The 21,043-nt window shown below is 46.3% G+C and carries 20 protein-coding genes; 12 read left to right on the top strand and 8 right to left on the bottom strand.

The genetic code is table 11. The features are described 5' to 3' along the window. Positions 1–43: 43 nt before the first annotated feature. Positions 44–1,072, bottom strand: a complete 1,029-nt coding sequence (locus Q337_RS0116120; protein ID WP_026472459.1) for an AraC family transcriptional regulator — start codon at positions 1,070–1,072, stop codon at positions 44–46. Positions 1,073–1,172: 100 nt separating this feature from the next. On the opposite strand from Q337_RS0116120, the gene Q337_RS18165 reads away from it, so the two are divergent. Next, complete coding sequence (locus tag Q337_RS18165) at positions 1,173–1,394, top strand: hypothetical protein (protein ID WP_051526959.1); 222 nt, start codon at positions 1,173–1,175, stop codon at positions 1,392–1,394. Between the two features lie 346 nt (positions 1,395–1,740). On the opposite strand, the gene Q337_RS0116110 is transcribed toward Q337_RS18165, so the two are convergent. The 4 genes from Q337_RS0116110 to Q337_RS0116095 all read right to left on the bottom strand — a co-directional run bounded on the left by Q337_RS0116110 (position 1,741) and on the right by Q337_RS0116095 (position 4,179). Next, positions 1,741–2,349, bottom strand: a complete 609-nt coding sequence (locus Q337_RS0116110; RefSeq protein ID WP_084494904.1) for a BLUF domain-containing protein — start codon at positions 2,347–2,349, stop codon at positions 1,741–1,743. 257 nt (positions 2,350–2,606) lie between these two features. Then, complete coding sequence (locus tag Q337_RS0116105; RefSeq protein WP_026472457.1) at positions 2,607–3,026, bottom strand: hypothetical protein; 420 nt, start codon at positions 3,024–3,026, stop codon at positions 2,607–2,609. 265 nt (positions 3,027–3,291) lie between these two features. Further along, positions 3,292–3,501 (bottom strand): cold shock domain-containing protein, encoded by a 210-nt coding sequence (locus Q337_RS0116100; RefSeq protein WP_026472456.1) that lies wholly within the window; start codon positions 3,499–3,501, stop codon positions 3,292–3,294. Positions 3,502–3,954: 453 nt separating this feature from the next. Further along, the gene (locus Q337_RS0116095) at positions 3,955–4,179 is read right to left on the bottom strand and encodes a hypothetical protein (protein WP_026472455.1); all 225 of its coding nucleotides are present in this window, start codon (positions 4,177–4,179) and stop codon (positions 3,955–3,957) included. 236 nt (positions 4,180–4,415) lie between these two features. Between Q337_RS0116095 and Q337_RS19420 the strand changes: the two genes are divergently transcribed. Then, positions 4,416–4,613, top strand: a complete 198-nt coding sequence (locus Q337_RS19420) for a DinB/UmuC family translesion DNA polymerase (RefSeq protein ID WP_407636791.1) — start codon at positions 4,416–4,418, stop codon at positions 4,611–4,613. Here Q337_RS19420 and Q337_RS18160 read toward each other — a convergent pair. Then, positions 4,575–5,549, bottom strand: coding sequence for a helicase-related protein (locus tag Q337_RS18160; protein WP_228133151.1), 975 nt, complete (start codon positions 5,547–5,549; stop codon positions 4,575–4,577). The genes Q337_RS19420 and Q337_RS18160 overlap by 39 nt on opposite strands. Positions 5,550–5,874: 325 nt before the next feature. Between Q337_RS18160 and Q337_RS0116085 the strand changes: the two genes are divergently transcribed. The 4 genes from Q337_RS0116085 (at position 5,875) to Q337_RS0116070 (ending at position 10,750) form a co-directional block, all read left to right on the top strand. Beyond that, complete coding sequence (locus Q337_RS0116085; RefSeq protein WP_026472454.1) at positions 5,875–7,836, top strand: ATP-binding cassette domain-containing protein; 1,962 nt, start codon at positions 5,875–5,877, stop codon at positions 7,834–7,836. A gap of 4 nt (positions 7,837–7,840) precedes the next feature. Then, positions 7,841–8,557 carry a hypothetical protein gene (locus Q337_RS0116080; RefSeq protein ID WP_026472453.1) on the top strand — a complete coding sequence of 239 codons (717 nt, stop codon included), beginning with the start codon at positions 7,841–7,843 and terminating at the stop codon, positions 8,555–8,557. Beyond that, positions 8,554–9,489, top strand: a complete 936-nt coding sequence (gene lpxL / locus Q337_RS0116075; protein WP_026472452.1) for an LpxL/LpxP family Kdo(2)-lipid IV(A) lauroyl/palmitoleoyl acyltransferase — start codon at positions 8,554–8,556, stop codon at positions 9,487–9,489. Before Q337_RS0116080 ends, lpxL begins: the two co-directional genes overlap by 4 nt. A gap of 157 nt (positions 9,490–9,646) precedes the next feature. After that, the gene (locus Q337_RS0116070) at positions 9,647–10,750 is read left to right on the top strand and encodes a glycosyltransferase family 4 protein (protein ID WP_026472451.1); all 1,104 of its coding nucleotides are present in this window, start codon (positions 9,647–9,649) and stop codon (positions 10,748–10,750) included. A 377-nt stretch (positions 10,751–11,127) separates the two neighbouring features. On the opposite strand, the gene Q337_RS0116060 is transcribed toward Q337_RS0116070, so the two are convergent. Next, a complete protein-coding gene (locus Q337_RS0116060; protein WP_034280663.1) occupies positions 11,128–12,234 on the bottom strand; it encodes an endonuclease/exonuclease/phosphatase family protein in 1,107 nt (368 codons plus the stop codon). Between the two features lie 183 nt (positions 12,235–12,417). Here Q337_RS0116060 and asd point away from each other — a divergent pair, with 183 nt between their 5' ends. From asd to truA, 4 genes are all read left to right on the top strand, one after another. After that, complete coding sequence (asd, locus tag Q337_RS0116055) at positions 12,418–13,542, top strand: aspartate-semialdehyde dehydrogenase (RefSeq protein WP_026472448.1); 1,125 nt, start codon at positions 12,418–12,420, stop codon at positions 13,540–13,542. A gap of 149 nt (positions 13,543–13,691) precedes the next feature. Then, positions 13,692–16,400, top strand: a complete 2,709-nt coding sequence (locus tag Q337_RS0116050) for a FimV/HubP family polar landmark protein (RefSeq protein ID WP_026472447.1) — start codon at positions 13,692–13,694, stop codon at positions 16,398–16,400. A gap of 176 nt (positions 16,401–16,576) precedes the next feature. Further along, the gene (locus Q337_RS0116040; RefSeq protein WP_026472446.1) at positions 16,577–17,575 is read left to right on the top strand and encodes an asparaginase domain-containing protein; all 999 of its coding nucleotides are present in this window, start codon (positions 16,577–16,579) and stop codon (positions 17,573–17,575) included. A 24-nt stretch (positions 17,576–17,599) separates the two neighbouring features. Continuing rightward, a complete protein-coding gene (gene truA / locus Q337_RS0116035) occupies positions 17,600–18,397 on the top strand; it encodes a tRNA pseudouridine(38-40) synthase TruA (RefSeq protein WP_026472445.1) in 798 nt (265 codons plus the stop codon). A 54-nt stretch (positions 18,398–18,451) separates the two neighbouring features. On the opposite strand, the gene Q337_RS0116030 is transcribed toward truA, so the two are convergent. Beyond that, positions 18,452–19,462: an AraC family transcriptional regulator gene (locus Q337_RS0116030; RefSeq protein WP_026472444.1), complete on the bottom strand. Its 1,011-nt coding sequence runs from the start codon at positions 19,460–19,462 to the stop codon at positions 18,452–18,454. A gap of 233 nt (positions 19,463–19,695) precedes the next feature. On the opposite strand from Q337_RS0116030, the gene infA reads away from it, so the two are divergent. Beyond that, on the top strand, positions 19,696–19,917 hold the full coding sequence (gene infA / locus Q337_RS0116025; RefSeq protein WP_026472443.1) for a translation initiation factor IF-1: 222 nt from the start codon (positions 19,696–19,698) through the stop codon (positions 19,915–19,917). Between the two features lie 252 nt (positions 19,918–20,169). Continuing rightward, positions 20,170–20,925: a hypothetical protein gene (locus Q337_RS0116015; RefSeq protein ID WP_026472442.1), complete on the top strand. Its 756-nt coding sequence runs from the start codon at positions 20,170–20,172 to the stop codon at positions 20,923–20,925. The last annotated feature ends 118 nt before the right edge of the window (positions 20,926–21,043 follow it).

Below are 21,043 nucleotides of genomic sequence, written 5' to 3'. Positions count from 1 at the left end.
CCAGATTGATGCTGATCTGGATACAGTACCTGAATAGCCTTAATCACATGTTTTTAAGACTATCTTTGACATGTGATTCACGCTCCTGCTGAGGTGTGTGGCCTGTCCACTCCTTGTAGGCACGGGTGAATGCACTATGTTCGGAATAACCCAGCAATAAGGCAATGTCGACAATTTGCAATCTGGGGTCCTGTAAATAAGATCGTGCCAGCTCGTGCCTTACCGTATTTAATTCATGCCGAAAACTGGTTCCTGCTTCCATCAAGCGTCGTTGCAAGGTGCGGCGTGAACAACACAGCAAGTCTGCCAGTTGTGCAATATCAGGTTCACCCTGATGCAGCAAATAGGCGATATGCTTCCTTATCTGCTCAACGATTTCTTCTACCTGAGGCAATTTGGCCAACAACTGATCAGCATGCTGATCCAGCACGGCAATCAATGCAGGATCAGGGCTTTTTAATGGCAAGCTCAGCATATTCAGGCCAAAACGCAACAGCGGTTTAGGCTGCTCAAATAACACCGGACAACCAAAATAGTCTTCATAGGGCTTAATGTCAGCGGGCTGCTCATGAATAAAATGCACGGCCAGCAATGAAGTAGTGCCCCGAATCAGGCTACGGCAAAACTGCACCATCACCGTCCGTCCTGTTTCATCCACCAAGCCCCCAGCTTGATAGTCCTGAATATCCCAGGTTAATTCAATATACGCTGGCCCAATATCAATGCTTGCAGGCACAACATCAAAAATCAGCCGCTGATAACGCTCAAAACGCTGCATGAGTGCGCCAAAATTATCGCAGGCCAGCAGCACCGAACCCAGAATGCCCAGATGCCGGGCAGTAATGGTTTGTCCTACATGCAAACCAATAAGGGGATCATTCAAATGCTGTTTTGCAGTTTCTAAAAGCTGATCCCAGTGCGCTACAGGCATACCGCCAAGTCCTTGCACATCAGGTACAGGCCATGGTTCACCCAGTACGCTTTCAGGGTCATGGCCCTGCGCTTCCAGATACTCAAATAGCAATTGCACATAAGTCTCTGGAATCATCTTGCGGTGTAATGGTTTGCCCAAGCAGCTAATCTCTTGACGGACACGGTTGGCGCAAAGTATCAAATGTTTCATTAAAAATTGTCAAGCCCTTATCCGCACGGGCTTATCGATTGTCTGCATAATGTTGGGGCTTGATGCATGCCGTACAGAAGCAAAAACCAATATAGAGGTAAAATCACAGCAGGAACACTCAAGCAGGAACATTCGAATTGATATTAAAGGTGCCAGCACGCCTGTGTTTGCTACCCTGCAAATGTCGCCAACCACGCAGGATTTTATCTGGCAACTATTGATTACCCTAGAGCTGCACGATTACCCATTCCCTTACAGCCAAGCGCGATGATTAAAAACTTTGGGGCTTAGGAATTTAAAGGGGGTTGTTAAGGAGTAATGCAAGCATATCCTTGATCTGGGAATACAGCAATGGTGGGGACAACTCATCCGAATAAGACCCTGTGGTTCATCAATATGGGAATCGATAAACTCTTGTCCAGCCTTGGCTTCAGCAAGCATTGCCTAACAATATTAATAACACTGCTGTCCGGTTCCGATAGCCTTAAACTGTCGGGATGACCGCTAAATTAAATGAATATTCAAGCGCTCCTCAAGTAATGCAATACGGCGACTTAATTTGGATTTGATAAGGATATGGTCAAAATCCCTATACCCTTATTTTAGGAGTTTTCATTTTATGAGCGATATATGCTCTGAAAAGTATCCCAGCCCATGTAGTGATCCATCATGAGGTAAAATAAAAAAATAAGGATGGCTACCATTATCATAAAGCCAATGTAATGGGTATTTAGCAATCGGCCTGAACTTGAACTGCCTGCGAATATGGAAGCCTCTGTAGGGCAAGGAAATCCTGACAATCGCTCATGCTTCGGACGTGCCAGTAGCTTAATAAAGGCATCAAGGCGATTTCCTTCAAGCATGTAAGGATCAAATTCATGCTTTCCATAATGCTCAAGAAAAAACTCTTGTAGTGCTTTTTCCCGAACAAAATATTTAATTTCCCAGCCTTTAAAATAACGCTCTGAAATTAACTCACGTTTTAATAATTCAAACCGTTGGTCAAGTGGATTCTGAACAGCTTCGTTATAAATTCTGTTAATTGTTGAGGCAGGTGCTTCAATGCAATGAAAAAAACATTTATTCCCGTAAATCAAAATACCGGCCATTTCTCCACGGACGGTATTAGTTTCAGCATTTCTAGTTATACTAACCAGATGATCCTTAATTGTAGAAGGTAAAGCAGTGGATGTGCTTGCATACGAGAATCTCGTAGGATGCGGCATTAAATACTCGATATAATAATAAGGTAGATTTTTTATCACTTTGTAATATACACTTGTTTTTACGAGTAGTTCGTAACTTCTCTAAAGATTTTTTATGACATATCAGTTTAAAGATAGAACAATTTTTCTAATAAATTTATTAACTGTAATATTAATTAGATACTGATAGATTTAATATCATCTATATTATTAAAACATTTACTCGTCTATTTTTTAAGTAAGATATTGGTTACGTCAAGTTATTATCTAACTTTATTTCACTTGAAAGAGTTAAACGCGAAAGAATAGTGATTCATACATAGAACAAGAAAGGACATGATTACTATGGCAAGCCCTACTATAAACACAATGTACTTTTGGCTGGTAACCTGAGCCTTACCACCATGCTCAGTAAGACGCTGCGCTATCGTAGGCTCATGCACCGCTAGTATTTCAATACCGGTATCTACTCCAAAGTTGGAAGTCTGAGTAATGTTTTTATTTACTAAAAATTCATTTACTTGTGCTAAAACAAACTTATTAATTGATTTTTTAATACTTTCTTGTGTCCAGGTTTTACTATCAATAATAATGCTGCCGGTACCTGAGACTTTTTCAAATCCTGTGATTTCAAAATAGTATTTGAAATCAATTTTCTGCTTAACAGCAAATCGCCCTACAGCTTTGTGAACAACCATTAGGGTTGCCTTGATTGAGGGATTATCTGATTAATGCTACAGGATAGAAGTATTAATACAAGGCTTGCACTGATGGCATTTCTTACTATTGTTATAATACACATTGATTAGGTCTTCAATTTTAGTATTAATATATTGCCCGCTAAATATCCTAAAAATATAGTTTTGAATTTAAGCTATAAAAAACCCCTACCATTTAAGTAAGGGTTTTAAACTTAAAAAGAATAGATAGACGTATTGGCCTACCTATCAGTTAAAAGATGATTTAAAGAGGGTAAATTTTACTTGCCTGAGGGCCTTTTTGACCCTCGGTAATAGTAAACTGTACTTGCTGTCCCTCATGAAGAGTCTTAAAACTATTACTTTGAATTTCACTATAATGGGCAAATAAATCTGGTCCAGATTCTTGTTGAATAAATCCAAAACCTTTAGTTTCATTAAACCATTTAACAACGCCGGTAGCAGTAGTAGACATTTTATAATCCTATTTGAAAAATTAATATGAATTTAATCCATATAGATCACTCAAAAAATAATTTATGAAGCTAAAATCTTATGAAAACGGAGAATTATAAATAAAACTGCGGAACGAGAGACTTAATAAAGCTATAATTATTTTATAGAGTATTTAACCTGAAATCAGTCATGGACTTTAACCAATAACCTTTCGGTTTAGTATTTATACGCCTATAAATCCAGTTATACAATCTTTTATTTAAAAGTAATGTAAATTGTCCAAAGAAAATTGGTCAGCTATATAAATAAATATAGTAATAATAAGACTAATGTTCCTACTAAAAAGTACATTCCGTAGTCACGATCCATGTGTACTACCCCGATAAAATTCCTATTGGCCTGCCAATACCCAGAGAAACTATTAAGCCAATAAAAAGCCGTCTGATTGGGCGGCTTTTTATAAAGTTATTTTTTAATGAAGGCTTTTAGTACTGTAGTGTGTGGTACTACCGATAGCGAACTTCCGGAAACCCTCTAAATAAGGCGTAACGCGTTCTTCTTTAAGATTAAAATAACTTATTTCAGTATTGACCAGTGACTTAAATCCTTTTGTACTTATTCTCACTTCTTTCTCTTGATACATAAAGATTTGATCTTTGGTCCCATCACTATTATTTATCACATCAATAATATTCATTAAAACTCTGTTCATTTGCTTTTTTCTTAATTTATCCTGAGAGTCACGAGTATACCGTGTATATGTTTTAAACAATGGAGAATAACAAGTACACAACATTAAATCTGAAAATAAAAAATGCCGATTACTACCTCACGTTTCCTAAACAACAACCAGCAGGTCAATACGCTCACCTAAGCACAATACTTAAAATTTATGATTAGAACAGCCTGTCAATACGTCCAGTTCACGCATGGTTGGCCAAGTTAAGTAAACAAAAACTACTGTGTGGTAGGGTCGGCATTAGCATTAAAACCAACCGCTTTGTCCAGCCCTATTGTCATCCGTTCCTGCTTATTAACCTACCGCATGCCACCGATGATGTCTTGCTGATTAACCGTTTGGTAATGCAAGGGCTAGAAAAGATCTACCAACCTCACCTGAACTATAAATAGGCGGGTGTTAGGTGGTGCTCTACCTTTGTCAGCTTTCACCGATATTACTTTTTTCTCTACATCAACATCCAAGACACGCCAGCGCCTTCCTGCAAAAATCAGGTATTGCCCAGGGATAAGAATATGCTTAATGGGTAGAGAACCAAGTGCTTTTCCCTCAACAATCAGTCTAAACTCCTCCGTTGAAACAAATGCTGCAAAAAAATCATAGTGATTAACGAGATTTTCACCCTTCTCACCATGCAATAAAAGCCCTGTACTTTCCTGCATGAGTAACAGCTCTTCGCCCATTCCCCGTAGTAATGAAAGAAAGTCTTCTCGTACTATCCCCTCAAAAGGCCCTTGATGAATCAATGTATGCCATAGCTCAGCGGCTGTAGCTCCGCCTTTCTGGGCAATAACCGATAGTATCTGCTGCACCAGTGTTGAATAATGTAGACCCTTAATCCGCGGTGGTTCAAACCAGCCTTCAAGCAATAGTTGAATCATAGCTATCATCTGTAGCAGTCCTTCCCGAATACGATCTGAGAGACCTGAATCAGGTGTTAGCTCACATTCTATACAATATCCTCTTAATATAGCAGGCTCGTCCTTACGCCTTCCCGAACGGCCAAGGCGCTGTCTGAGACTGGCAACCGATGGTGGAGAACCAATTTGACAGATACTTTTGACATGTCCAATATCAATGCCAAGCTCAAGGGTAGTAGTACAAATTGCTGTAGCATTCTGGGACTTATCTTTTAAAGCTTTTTCAGCATCTTCTCGATATTCCTTGGATAAATTGCCATGATGCGCCCAGAACTGACTAGGAATACCTTCCTTTTCACATAGACGCCGTAATAGATCGGTATACCATTCCACCTGTCCCCGGCTATTTGGAAAGACCAGATTATTAGTCCCCCTTAGGACTTGGTATAGATAAAGATGGCAAGCCACGCTATTAATTAGCGTAGTAGACTTTATTTTAATTTATTTAATCGCCTAAATTTTTGCTTTAGCTTTGTTATCAGAGATGATGTCTCCTCAAAGGAAAAATGCTAATATTCTATATCCTGCATGGCTAAAGCATTTTAATGAAATACGCCAAAATACTTTGTGAGTAAGGTTTAAATTATTAAAAAATTTCGTTTGCAATCAAAAGCATACTTAATCTTAGCAATTTAAACTTACAAATTCTCAATCCGTGCGGAAAATGTGCTTTCCAGCTGGCGTAACTGTTTGTCCACGGTCTTGCTCTCCTCATCTATGGAAACCCTTGTTTATGGCACTTATTAGCTTACGCGACATTCATCTGGCCTTTGGCGGCCCTGCCCTGCTGGATGGCGCAAGCTTTGCCCTTGAGCGCGGTGAGCGCGTGTGTCTGATTGGCCGCAATGGTGAGGGTAAATCCACCCTGCTCAAGCTGATCAATGGTAGCTTAATGGCAGACAGCGGCGAAGTCAGCAAACAAAATAATTTGCGCATTGCCATGCTGGAACAGGATGTGCCCATGAGTACTGGCCGTGTGGCCGATATTGTCGCGGGCGGTGCAGGTGAAGCGGCACAGGTACTGATTGATTATCATGCGGCCAGCGATGCCTGTGTAGCCGGTGACATGCAGGCCTGTGATCACATGGGTGAATTGCAGCACAAGCTGGATGCGCTGGATGGCTGGGCGCTGGAACGTCAGGTGGACACCATTCTGGCCAAAATGAATCTGGATGGGCATGCAGACCTATCTGACCTGTCTGGTGGCCGTAAACGCCGGGTGCTGCTGGCACGGGCACTGCTCACTGAGCCGGATGTACTGCTGCTGGATGAACCGACCAACCATCTGGATGTTGAAAGTATTGAGTGGCTGGAGCAATTTCTGCTCGACTGGCCCAATCTAACTCTGCTATTCATTTCGCATGACCGCGCGTTTGTGGATCATGTAGCCACCCGTATTGTTGAGCTGGATCGCGGTATCCTGCGTAGTTATGAAGGCAACTACGCCAGATACCTTGAGCTTAAAGCCCAGCAACTCGAAGCCGAAGAAAAACAAAATGCCAATTTTGATAAAAAACTGGCTGAAGAAGAAGTGTGGATTCGTCAGGGCATCAAGGCACGTCGTACCCGCAATGAAGGCCGTGTGCGTGAATTGAAAGCCCTGCGTGAAGAATTCAAGGCGCGTCGCAGCCAGCAGGGTAATGTGACGCTCAACATTCAGGATGCCAAAAAATCCGGCAAACTGGTGTTTGATATCGAGCATTTATCTCTGCAGTTTGGCGACAATATACTGGTCAATGACTTCTCTGCACTGGTGATGCGTGGCGACCGTATTGGCCTGATTGGCGATAACGGCGTGGGTAAAACCACGTTAATCCGCGCCTTGCTGGGTGAACAGGAACATGGTGGTACAGTTCAGGTCGGTACACAGCTGGATGTAGCGTATTTTGACCAGTTACGTAATCAGCTGGATCTGGAAAAAACCGTGCAGGAAAACGTGAGTGCCGGCAGCGACTTTATCGAACTCAACGGGGCAAGACGACATATCCTCAGCTACTTGCAGGACTTTTTATTTTCCCCGCAACGCGCCAGAACGCCTGTTAAGGCCTTATCCGGCGGTGAGCGCAATCGTTTGCTGTTAGCCCGCCTGCTGTTAAAGCCTTCCAATCTGCTGGTGCTGGATGAGCCAACCAATGACCTTGATATGGTAACGCTGGAGTTGCTAGAAGAAATGCTGGGCAGTTATCCGGGCACCCTGCTGCTAATCAGCCATGACCGCGCATTTGTGGATCAGGTGGTGACTTCAACCTGGGTATTTGATGGCAAGGGTGGCATTGAAGAATATATTGGCGGTTATCAGGATTATCTGACGCAAAAAGCCCAGCAATCCAAATATCAAAATGTACAGGCCAGCAGCCGCGATTCGTTTAAGGATCAGAAAGCAGCACAAAAAAGCGAGCAAAAGCCGAGTCAAAACTCAGGGCAAAAAGCCAAGGCAGATCATCAGCCTGTCGTATCCAAAAAAGTAAAATTGAGTTATAAAGATCAACGGGAACTGGAAGCCTTGCCGGGTGCAATTGCCGCGCTGGAGGCTGAACAGCAACAGCTGTCTGCAAAGCTGGCCGATGGTAGCTGGTTTACCACCGATGCACAGGCAGCAACCCAGGCCGCTACACGGCTGGCCGGGATAGAACAAGAACTGATGGACAAACTGGAGCGCTGGACCGAGCTTGAGGCCGCCAGTCAAGGAGAGTAAGACAATGCTGGGTATGAAAAAAACACCAATCAAAACCTTATGGGTTATGGCTGGCCTGTCTATGGCCATGAGTGGCTGTAGTCATTTTGGGCATGGTCATGCGGCAAAAATTCAGCCCAACAAGCCACTAGTCCAAACCAATCAGGTGTATTACGCCCCGGCACAAACCTACAATCTGGACCTCAATTCAGCCGTACTGGCAGGCAAGCTGGCCCTACAGGATAGCTGCACGCCCGAAGGCAATAGCTTAAGCATTACTGACCAGATTGGCCGCTTTTACCGGATTGATGCGATTAACCTGAACAACAACCCCAAGCTGCCCGGTGCCAGCACACAGGATATTTCCGGCTTGAGCAGCCAGATTGGCCAGCTATATACCCAGCTCTATAATGCACAAATCCAGACACAAGCACAGGGTGCTGTTAAACCCGTACGCTCCCAGCTTGGCGCCTCGGGTTATCTGGTATTAAGCCAGAATAATGAGCGTTTTATTGGCCTGCTCATCCATAAGCGCGGTGACTATGCTTATGTGCTTCAGCACAGTCAGGCCAAATATGATGAAGCCAGCATGCAGCAAACCCTGGCTCAACTGGCCAAAAATATGCAAATTCCGGGTCGCCAGCTTAAAAAGTCTGGTTCCGAGCTGGCATTATCCATTGATTTAGCCACAGCGACCCCGGCACAATTGGCAGACTGGAAGAAAACTGCCCATTGTTCATGAGTTCATCACATCCCCATTCTGCACAACCTCAATTCTTACCTGCGTTTCTTGCCCCAAAATACTGGGGCATCTGGCTGGGCATTTTCCTGCTGTTGCCCTGGGCCTATGCACCGTGGCTGGTGCAACGCAGTCTTGGCCGTGCCATTGGCCAGTTGCTCTGGAAAGCCCTAAAATCCAGACGCAAAACCACACTTACCAACCTGCGGGTTTGTTATCCGGGCCTGTCTGAGCCTGAATACCAGCGCATGGGCCAAGATGTATTTGAAAACATGGGGATCGGCATTTTTGAAAGCCTGACCGCATGGTATAACCCCAAGCGCTTTAATGGCAAGGTGAGTATTAGCGGGCTTGAACACTTGCAACAGGCGCAGGCTGAACAACGTGGCATTTTACTACTAGGCCTGCACTCTACCCTGCTGGATGCCGGTGGCTTGCTGTGCAGCTATTATTTCACACCGGATGTGATGTACCGTCCGCAAAATAACCCCATGCTGGACTGGCTGATTTATCGCTCGCGCCATACCATTTATGAGCAGCAAATTGATCACGACAATATTCGTTTGCTGGTGCGTCGGCTTAAAGACAAAAAGATTGTATGGTATTCACCGGATCAGGATTTTGGCCTCAAGCAGGGCGTAATGGCGCCTTTTTATGGTGTTCCTGCGGCAACCGTGACTGCACAGCGTCGCCTGATCAAAATGACCAATGCCGCAGTGATGTCGTTACATTTTTATCGCAACGATGATCGTAAACCGCATTATCACCTGAACATTACGCCAGCCCTGCAAAGCTATCCCACCAGCGATGAAGTGGCTGATGCCACCACCAGCAACCAGCTTATGGAACAGCAATTAAACCTGGCTCCCACCCAGTACATGTGGTTTCACCGTCGCTTTAAAACCCGACCCGAAGGTTACTCACGTATTTATTAAACGGATGCACTTAGTCATTGGTGTAAATACAGCTACACAGGTCAACCTTGCATAAACTGTATTTACCAAACTGATTTTGACTCGTGACTAAAACTAACTACTATTTCAAAACACTCAATTTTAAATCCAGCCCTAAACATAGCCCATGAGCCGCCCTATGAAAGTCATGCAACTTCTTCCCGAACTGAACAGTGGTGGTGTAGAGCGTGGTACGCTGGAAATTGGCCGTGCCCTAGTGGCTAAAGGCCATACCTCGGTGGTGGTGTCCAATGGTGGTCGACTAGTGCCGCAACTGGAACAGGAAGGGACGCGTCACCTGCAACTGGCCATTCATAAAAAATCATTAGGCAGTTTATTTAAGATCAGACCACTACGCCGATTGATCCTGCAGGAAAAGCCGGACATTGTGCATGTTCGCTCGCGTGTGCCCGCATGGATTACCCACTTTGCCCTGCGCGGTATTCCTGCAAAGCACCGTCCGCACTTGATTAGCACTGTACATGGCATGTATTCAGTCAATGGTTATAGCGCCATTATGACCAAAGCAGAACGGGTGATTGCGGTATCTGATAGCGTGGTGGATTACATTCATCGGCATTATCCGCACTGCCCCAAATCCAGCATTGTGCGGATTTATCGCGGCATTAATCTGCAGGAATTTCCACATGGCTACCAGCCTTCAGCAGCCTGGTGGCAAATGGTGTACCAGCTTTTTCCACATCTGGAAAACAAAACCCTGATTACCCTGCCCGGCCGCATTACCCGCCTCAAGGGCCATGAATACCTGCTCAACCTGATTAGCGAATTAAAACAGGAATTTAATGTGCATGGGGTGGTGGTTGGCGGCGCCGATGAAAAAAAACAGGGCTATCTGGATGAGCTACATCAGCGTGTTGTGGATATGGACTTGCAGGAGCATGTGACCTTTGTCGGCCACCGCAGTGATATTCGCGAATGGCTGGCGGCCAGTGATCTGGTACTGTCGCTTTCCATCCAGCCGGAAACGTTTGGTCGTACTACGCTGGAAGCACTGGCACTGGGCACGGCGGTAGTGGGGTGGAACCGTGGCGGGGTGGCAGAAATCCTCAATCGCTGTTATCCCACTGGACTGGTAGAACCCGAAAATGCCGAAGCATTGTTTAAAAAAATTCACCAGTTGCTGGCTACGCCAATGCCGCCTGCGCCAGTACAGGATTTTCAGTTATCCCAAATGACCGATCAAACCCTTGCTTTATATGAGGATGTAATTAAAACCCTGTGAGCAGTTTTCTTTACGACACATTAGCGCATTCTAAAAATTGGATTTTTTAGATTGTATTGCATGATTTTGATTATAAAAAATTTTATTATTTTCAAATAACACAAACCCGAGCGTGGCGTCCTGCCTGCTCGGGTTGATGCTTGCGGCTGTGCTCTCGTGTGTTATTGTAACCTGCTTTCCCTGTCCCGTATCCGATCCGTGATACTGTCTTTTCCGTTCAGCATTACCCTTTTCAGAGTGTCTATCCTTAGCTGGCCTGTTCCGTGCCATGTCCTGCGCTGATGAAGCTATCTTATAAATTTTCCACTTGGCAACATAGACGCTAAACTCGGCACTTAATGTAAGTAATTGCTTACAGAATGTCACTTATTGACACATTATTGCCCAATAACGATTTTATCTGTCACTACCTTTTCGGCTTTATCTATCCCTTCCTTGATTTTTTCACTGGCTTCCTCGTGGTCACTGGCCTCAACTTCCAAGGGTTGCTGTTCAGCCTGAGCCGATGGCATGTATTGTAAACGTGTTAAGACCGGAAAGTGATCCGAGCCGATGTTGGGCAGCCGTTGCATGGTAATCAGAGCAAAATCGGTACTGTGAAACACGTGATCCAGTGACCAGCGAAGCAAGGGATAACTGGCATGAAATGTATTGACAAACTGGCGGCCAACCCGGGGATCAAGCAATCCACTAATGCGCTGGAATAACCGTGTGGTGCGTGACCAGGCCACATCATTCAAATCACCCATCACAATACAGGTCTGGTCTACTGACGCAATGTGGCGGCCTACCGTCAGCAACTCGGCATCACGCAGGGTCGATTCATAGGCTTCGGTTGGGCTAGGCGGCTTGGGATGCAGGCAATACAGCTTAACCTTTTTGCCAGAGCGCAAGGTCACTGTGGTATGAATAGACGGAATTTCCTTGCTCAGTAAAAACTTGACCTCTGTTTTTTCAAGCGGCAAACGGCTATACAGATGCATGCCATACAGGTTATCCAGCGGAATACGCACCACATGCGGATAATCTGGCTCAATGCTGGTTAGCGCCTGTTCCCAGACCTTATCAGTTTCCAGCGTTAGCACCAGATCCGGCTGATGCTTACGGATTTGTTCAATCAGCAAATAATGCTTGCGGTTGGGTGTTAACACATTGGATACCAGCATGCAAATCTGCTGATCCGGGTGCGGGATAGTGACCTGTTTAACCTGCTTGGGCCAAACCCTGGTATAAGGAATCACCATCTTGATCTGGTAGGCCAGTGCAGCGGCCAGTAATAACAGGATTCCGGCGCGCCATGCATCCCATGGCGAAGGCAGTACCAGCAATACTAAAAAATCGGTCAGGCCCAGTGACAGGATTTGCAAGCGTGGAAAATCAAGATCGCGAATCCACCATTCGTCACGGGGAATCAGCGACCATACTGTTGCAAACACCACGATTAAAGCCAGCACTTCCAGGCTATTTAAAATGAATTCCGGCATGTTTTAACAGTCAATATCTTTCATTCTTAATCATGCCTTAATTCTAGGATTTTTTGCAGGGTATTTAGTAGCCCTAAAAATTTGAACTTTTTATGGTTTATTGCATGCTAAACGTGCAGGCAGGTCGTAGTTTTGTTAAACTCGGCTACTTTGTACACGACATGCGACTTGAGGCGTAATGATATGAAAGTGGGTTTGGTTGGTTGGCGCGGCATGGTAGGTTCTGTGCTGATGCAACGTATGGTTGAGGAAAATGACTTTGCGCATTTTGAGCCATACTATTTTTCAACCAGTAATGCAGGCGGCGATGCGCCAACATATGGCAATAAAACCGCGCCTGCCCTGCTGAACGCCACTGATATTAACGCCCTGAAGCAAATGGATGTAATTGTGACCTGTCAGGGCGGCGATTACACCAGTGACGTTTTTCCCAAGCTGCGCAATGACGGCTGGAAAGGCTACTGGATCGACGCTGCCAGTACCCTGCGCATGCAGGATGACGCCATTATTGTGCTGGATCCGGTAAACCTCAATGTCATTAAAGATGGCTTAAGCAAAGGCATCAAGAATTATGTAGGCGGCAACTGTACTGTATCCCTCATGCTGATGGCTGTGGGTGCGCTGTACCAGAACAATCTGGTGGAGTGGATGACTGCCATGACCTATCAGGCTGCGTCCGGTGCCGGTGCTCAAAACATGCGTGAGCTGATTGGCGGCATGGGCTACCTGCGTGATGGCGTTAAGGATTTGCTGGACAATCCGGCCAGTGCCATTCTGGATATTGACCGTCAGGTGGCCGAACTGCAACGTGGCGATGGTTTCCCCAAAGCCAACTTTGGTGTACCGCTGGCAGGCTCCCTGATTCCTTATATTGACAAGCAGCTGGACAATGGCCAGTCCAAGGAAGAATGGAAAGGCCAGGCCGAATCCAACAAGATTCTGGGTCTGCAAGGCCAAGATATTATCCCAATTGATGGCCTGTGTGTACGGATTGGCGCCATGCGTTGTCACTCCCAAGCCCTTACCATCAAGCTGAAACAGGATGTGCCCATGGATGAAATTGAAGCCATGATCCGTGAATCCAACGACTGGGTTAAAGTCGTGCCCAATACTCGTGAAGCCAGCATGACTGATCTGACTCCGGTTGCCGTTACTGGCACACTTAGTGTTCCGGTTGGCCGTATGCGTAAGCTGAACATGGGTAACCAGTATCTGGGTGCATTTACCGTGGGTGACCAGTTGTTATGGGGCGCTGCCGAGCCACTGCGCCGGATGTTACGCCTGCTGATTGAGCATCAGTCTGCCTGATCTAATACGGCCTGCATAATATATGGGCAAGCAATCTCTGATTGAGTCGCTTGCCCATTTATGTTACAAATCATCTTGTTATCCAACCTATTTATTGTCTTCATTTTCCTACGGAAAAAGATCATTCACTAGCATAATGGAATTTTAGTATGGTCTTGCGTAAGCGTCTTTTTGCCAGCTTAAGCACCGGATTATTACCCCTGTTTTCTTTCTCACTGGTGCCTGCTTCCGTGCTTTCGCCGTCCCTCGCGCATGCCCTGATTATCCAGCCGGTTCAGGTCAAGTCTGCGCTGGGTGAGCCGTTCTATGCCGAAGTTGCATTATCAGATCTTGGCGCAGTGAGACTACAGGATCTTTCCGTAGGCATGGCCACTTCTCAGGAACTGGCTGACCTTGGAGTGAAATCAGGTTCCTATAACGGGACATTAAGCTTTAATGTTCAAGCCATTTCCAGTGACCGTGGTGTCATTGTAATTCGTGGCCGCCAGCCGGTAAATGAACCATTTGTTGACTTTGTACTGCGGGTTAAAAATGGCCAGAATACGCGTCTGCAACGGGTGAGTGCCATGATTGACCCGGCTGATAAAAACAAGAAAGTTATTAACCTGAACACACAAGCCCAGAATCAAGTACAGATACAAGCTCAGGCCAGCAGCACGCCCCCGGTATCCCTAGCTACTTCCAGCATGCCCACCATTGACGTGCCAGCCAGTCGTAATGAACGCCCGCTGCCCAGTACCGAGCGCAGGTTAAATGTGGCAAATGCCCAGCCACCAGACATGAAAGCCCAGCCGTCAGCCAGTCAGCCAGCTACCAGTAAGTCCGTGGCTGTGCCTAAAGAAGTTGAAGTGTCTACTGCGCCCAGAAAAAATCAACCGCGCCATGTGGTCAAAAAAAATGAATCATTGTGGAAAATTGCCAAGCAACTGGAACCACAGCTCAAGCAGCCTGTGGGCCAGATCATGCAGCAGATCCGCAACCTGAATCAGGATGCCTTTATTGCCGGCAACCCGAACCAGCTTAAGCGTGGTGCAACCCTGATCCTGCCAGAGCGTGAACAAAACACGGCACTGGTTGCTACGCCACAAACAACACCGCCATTCAAGCCTGTGCCTAAAACGCCAGCAGCTTCCAGCAGTGCGCCAGTTAATCGTAGTGGCCGCCTGCCCAAAGCCGAGCTAACCCTTGTGGCACCAAATGTGCAAGGAAGTGCTCAAGGAAACAGCACGACTGGTCAAAATGTAGGTTTTCAACCGCTGCCGCGCGAAATAGTCTTGAAAATTGGTCAAGAACGTCGTAAAACAGTTTTAATGCAACATGAAGTGAGTGAGCTGGACGCTCAACTCGCGCTAAACGATAAGAAGATCGCCATGCTAAACGCTAAACTCGCCGAACTGGAACATCAGCTGAAAACGCGCAATCAGGCTAAAAAACTGCCTGCGCAAAAGCAGCCCCTGCAAGCCCTGCCTCCCAAAAAGGCAGCCAATGCCATTCTCCCTATCGTTGCTTTTGCCAGTATGGGCCTGTTTGGGTTTGCGCCCAATATGGCACGCGCCGCAGAAGGTGACAGTGGCGGAGGTTTCCCGATCTGGATCATCATTGCTGTAGCAGTGGTGGTCATTGGTGCGATTGCAGCCAAGGTCTTGATGGGCAAATCTGCCAAAAAGCCTGCTGCCCGTGGCAAAGCCAAGCGCCCAGTCGCCAAGCGCCCAGCCCCAGTTGCTGCAAAAGAACAGCCTGTTGCCCGCCCAGCGGCGCCGGTTGCTACTGAAGCACCTGTACCCGTTGCCCGGCCTGTAGCTCAGGCGGTAAAAACCGATGTGCTGCAGGAAGTACAAAGCTATATTGAGCGTGATCGCTATACTCAGGCGGTTGGCCTGCTTAAGGATGCCATTGGCAAGAATCCAGAGCGCGTTGATCTTCAGGTAAAACTGCTTGAAGTGTATGCCCTGCAAAATGAAATTGATGGTTTTGAACAGCAGTTTAGTATTGTTACAGCGTTTAATCAGCCAGAAACTACTCAGCACGCTGAAAAAATGCGCATGCTGTTGCAGCCAAAACCTGCTGAAGAGTTTACGCCAGTTGATGATTTAAGCTTTAATTTCGAAAGTAGCAAACCTGCCACTGCTGAAAATAATGTTATTGAATTTGATGCAAAATCTGCTCCTGCCATGCCACAGGAAGTGGAAGTCCCTTCTTCTGCTGCCGACCAGTCACTGGCTGAACTGGAAGCTGAGTTTGGTTTTACACAGGAACCTGCTGACAAGACCGAAACAGCCACTTTTGACCTGAATCTGGATGAGTTTGACAGTAAACCTCAGGTACAACCACAGGCCAAGCCTGTTGATTTTGAGCCTGTTACGGCGAAAGCAGTACCAGAAGACGCGCCGATTGATCTGGAATTCGACCTGAATGATTCTTTTGTTCTGGAAGAAGTAAAGGTTCCCGAACCAGCGCCAACCCGCTTTAACCTTGAACTGGATCAGCCAAAAGAAGCGGCAAAAGCACCAATAGTGCCGCAGGTGAATCTGGAAAACCTGGAAGTTACGGATACCAATTGGGCTGATGGTTTTGACGATCAGGACTTCAACATTGGCACCTCAACCACGCCAACGTCCACTGCTACTGTATCAGTCACGCCTGCCGATACTTCTGCCAGTCCGGAAGATTTTCTGGCCAAGGAATTTCCATTTCTGGTTAACCTGGACGTCCAGCAAACCAACCTTGAGCTGGCTGAAAGCTATATTAATCTGGGTGAACGTGCCAGCGCCCGTGAACTGCTGGGTGAAGTAATCAATCAGGGTAACCCCCAGCAACAGGCTCAAGCACAGCATTTAATGCAAAAGCTGGCGTCATAATTTAATAGCTCTCCTACACTTCAAGGGCAACTTTGGTTAAGTTAACTAAAGTTGCCTTTTTTGTTATAAAGCTGGATGAATCTTTTTTGATTACAGTGATGCCTGTTTTTTGCTGATCCAGCATTAGCCGTTAAATCCTGTGGCTGGAAACAATGATTTGCAGGCTAAGGAAATTCATGAACACAGCGCTTTCCACAATCGCACTGCTCTACATGGGTGGCACCTTTGGCTGTACAGGCCAGCCCTTAGTGCCGCTACCTGCTGAGATTTTTTTACCCAGGCTGCAACAGCTCTTGCAGGATGATTACCCCGCACTGCAATATTTTGTGGCTAGCCAGCAGATCCGCGATAGCAGCCAGCTTCAGCCACAAGACTGGCAGGATTTGCTGCAAAAAATTCAGCAAATGGTACAGCAGGGCATTCACCAGATCCTGATTGTGCATGGCACCGATACGCTGGCATATACCGCTGCCTTTTTAGCGGAATTTATTCATGCTATGGTGGCAGAGCCTGTCCAGCTAGTCCTTACGGGTAGCCAGTATCCTCTATTGGAATCCAGTGGTAATGCGATCAATCCACACAGTGATGCCTTAAGCAATTTAGCCACAGCCTATCAGCAGCTTTGTCATAGTTCTTCGTTAGCGCATAGCAACTGTTGGGTGGCTTTTGATGGACACATCTGGCCTGCCCACACCGTGCAAAAAATTCATACCAGCAGGACCCCTGCCTTTGCTGGTATATCAGTGGCATCACGTCCAGCGCCTGAGCAGCCTCTACTAGCGCTTGAAGCCCTGTCCAGCCTGAATATTGCCGTGTATTACGCGCTTCCTTTAAGCCCTGCAATACTGGCGCAGCAGCTCCAACATCTGCTAAGTAGCAAACCACAGGCTTTGATTATTCTGGCGTTTGGTGCAGGTAATCTGCCACAACATGCAGCCATTGAAGCAGTATTACAACAGGCACAGCTTGCCAAAGTTTTTGTTGTACTCAGTACTCAAGTGGCTTTTGGCGGCGTGAATTTTAGCTATGCTGCCGGGCATTGGCTGGCACAATTTGGTGTATTATCCGCAGGCAATTTGTCACTGGCAGCAAGCTATGCCCGTCTGGCCTGGCTCTTGTGTCAGCCGCTTAGTTTTGGGCAACGCCAGCAGCAGTGGCAACAGCGCCTCAGTTGATAACACTTTTTGTGCGGGGATCTTATGCAACGCTATGCAATTGGAATTGAGTTTAATGGCCAGCATTACCGGGGCTGGCAAACTCAGCAGGTTGGCGTTGCCAGTGTACAACTTACTATTGAAAATGCCTTAAGCAAAATTGCCAATCACAAGGTGGAGGTACATGCTGCCGGGCGTACCGATGCCGGGGTGCATGCCAGTAACATGATTGCCCATTTTGATACCAGTGCAATTCGCCCGGAGCGCGGCTGGATTATGGGCGCCAACACCCTGCTGCCCAAGGATATTGCCCTGCGCTGGATTCAGCCCATGGGTAGCGATTTTCATGCCCGCTTTAAGGCCTGTGCGCGCCGTTATCGTTATGTTATTTATCAGCACCGCTTTCGGCCTGCTTCGCTTTATGGGCAAGTGACTCATGTTTATCAGGATTTAAATGTGGATAACATGCTCAAGGCTGTGGACAAGCTGGTGGGCACCCATAATTTCACCAGTTTTCGGGCAGCGGCTTGTCAGTCCAACCAGCCCGTGCGTCAGGTCACCCATGCCCGTTTGTTCCGGCATGGCGCATTTTTAATCCTGGATATTCAGGCCGACGGTTTTTTGCATCACATGGTGCGAAATATTGTCGGCACATTGCTGGAAATTGGCACAGGCGAGCATGAACCGGAATGGATGGATTATTTGCTTGAAGTGCAGGATCGCAATCAGGCAGGCATTACTGCACCGCCTGATGGCCTGTATTTTATTCAGGCTTATTATCCGTCAGAATTTAACCTGCCCTCAGTAGATCTGGGGCCAGTCTGGTTAAACCTGCCAGCATAAACCCGGCTTATATTATTGTATTAATCACGATAAAGCCTTCTTAATGCTTGGGCTTTATTGCTGTTTACGCTTGCGATACTCTACCGGCGTTTCATTGGTCCAGCGTTTAAAAGCCCGGTAAAAAGTGCTTGGCTCGGAAAACCCGGTTAAATACACAATCCGCTCTACACTTTCATTGGTTTGCGACAGTAGACGTTTGGCCAGCCGACAGCGATAGTCCGACAGGATTTGCTGAAAACAGGTATTGGCTTCACTGAGCTGGGTACGCAGGCGGCGCGGTGTGATATTCAATTGGGCAGCAACGGTTTCCAGTGTGGTTTCGCCACTTTCCAGCGTAGAACCAATGGCACGGCGCACTTCACCAACCAGATCATAACGTGCCAGTTCCTGAAGCTTTTCCAGTGCCAGTTGCTCATGTAAACGCAACAGCTCAGGTTCAGACTGCCATAGTGGATAATCCAGAATGGCTGGCTCAAAATACAGGCGGGTTTCGGTTTGCCCCAAGCGTACTGGACAGTTAAATACCCGGCGGTATTCTGCTTCACTGGCACCGTGGTTATAGTTAAAATCCAGACAAGTCACCTGAAAGCGGCCTTCGGTAACAAAATTAAAAAAACGTAAAGCGCCTGAGACAACACACTCACTAAAGTGACGTTGTACCTTGGTATCCGAGTATTCTATGCGGCCATTGGTCAGATAGCAGCTTTTGCTGTCGACCACCAGTTGGGCATTGAGCGCATCACTAATCAGGCGCTGATAGGCCAGTGCCCGCTTGAGCCCTTCACCAAAGGTGCCACTACTCATAAACAGGTATTCAATTACCTGCCCGCGGTACAATGGCAAATGTTCGCCTAGATGCAGGCCAACATCAGGGTCACCTGTAACTTCTTCGGCAGCCTGCCAGAAGGCCACCTGTGCACTTAATGGCGTGCGCTTGCGGGCATCAACCTGATTTAAGGCAACCCCGGCACGTCCCAGAATTTGTTCCACCGGCATATTGGCCCGGCGCATGGCCTGATAACCCAAGCGCAAAATAATTGAAGCATCTGTCAGTTGTCCCGCCATATCTACGCTCTCATTTGCCTTAAGTTGCCAATACTTAACCAAACCATTCTGTCAGGTTATTGGCTGAATTGACAGCCTAGTTTAATGTCATACAACCAGAAATGAAACGTATTGTCGAGGCACTGGCCTGCAATTATTCGCCAAATGAGTGGACGCGCAGCCACCAGAATGGATTGTTTTCTTGGCCAAAACTGTCTATAATTTGCGCCTTATCTTTTCGTATCAGGTAGGCTATGGCCAACAAAGAAGAACTCATTGAGTTTGAAGGCGTTGTCACCGAGACATTGCCAAACACCATGTTCCGTGTTCGTCTGGAAAATGGTCACGAAGTGATTGCTCACATTTCCGGTAAAATGCGCAAACACTATATCCGCATTCTGACTGGTGATCAGGTCAAGGTTGAAATGACCCCGTATGACCTAACCAAGGGACGCATTACGTACCGCGCCCGCTAAGTTTTTAAAAACGCCCAAAGCCGCATCATTGCGGCTTTTTGTGTTCCTGCTCACCTGTTTTTAAGTGATTGGTTCTCAAGTGGCGGTTTTTAAGTGCCATGCTTTTACTGCCTGAGTTGCACATCTGCCTTTTACGACCCAGTATGACGCTAGTGTCCTGTTTTCGAATTACTTTTTATAAAAAAATCCCTTAATTTACCAACTAACCGATTTATAAATGCCAACTTAGAAAAGACAATCAAGGAGTATGGGATGAGTACTTATGTGATTCGCGCCAAGTGCTTTGGCTATAACGATGAAGTATTTTATGTGGCCGGTAACCGGATTGCCAATGTCTTTCACGACAAGACACAGGCCGAGCAAATGTATAAACAACTTGAAATTGAGGCTGCACGAAACTTTGCCTTATATGAAGTTGAAGCCCTGTTTAATGCCAGCCAAGAAAAATTAAAAGCGCTGGATGCCTTTGTATTTGAACGCTGCGGCAAGCACATTGCGACAGGCTATGAGGTCAGGGAAGATACCTTACCCGTAGAATTAAGTGATGATGATACCTTTGAATTTGTTCAACGTGCAGGCATGCAAAGCTATCAGTTAATTAGTTTTGAGCAAGTTCCCGTATTTTATGCACTCTGGTCGGTTAAGCAGCAGGAATGGTATAAGACTTACGATGAGTTTTTTACCGGGCTCATTTATGCAGCCAGTCCTGAACAGCTAAAAGACCAACTGGAATTTATTTTTGATGAACAGGGTTCCTCATTAGAGTTCACTGGCGCTCTGGAAGACCTGTCCAGCACACCAGTCCTGTTCCATGCCCTGATTACCAGTCATCCCAATATTAGTTATAACGTAAAAAACCAGCAAATCCGCATCAAGAACTGGGATACTGATGCCCTGTATAGCATCAATGCCCTATTAAAAAATCCGTTGTTTGAAATTCGTAAAATCTCACTGGATGCGCTACAGGAAATTGAAGCTGGGCTTGTGCAGGAATTTGATGAGTATTAATCAATCCCTAATTGAAATTATGAATTTTTTAAACGGATTATTTAAGCTAAGAGGCTAAGCCATATTTTATTATTGAGTTTGGGCTAGCCTTTTCTTTAAAGCTCTACAAAAGACTACA

This window comes from Alkanindiges illinoisensis DSM 15370 (assembly GCF_000619845.1).
GTDB lineage: Bacteria > Pseudomonadota > Gammaproteobacteria > Pseudomonadales > Moraxellaceae > Alkanindiges > Alkanindiges illinoisensis.
The sequence above is the reverse complement of the archived record's forward strand: the minus strand, read 5'-3'. Positions and strand labels throughout refer to the sequence as shown.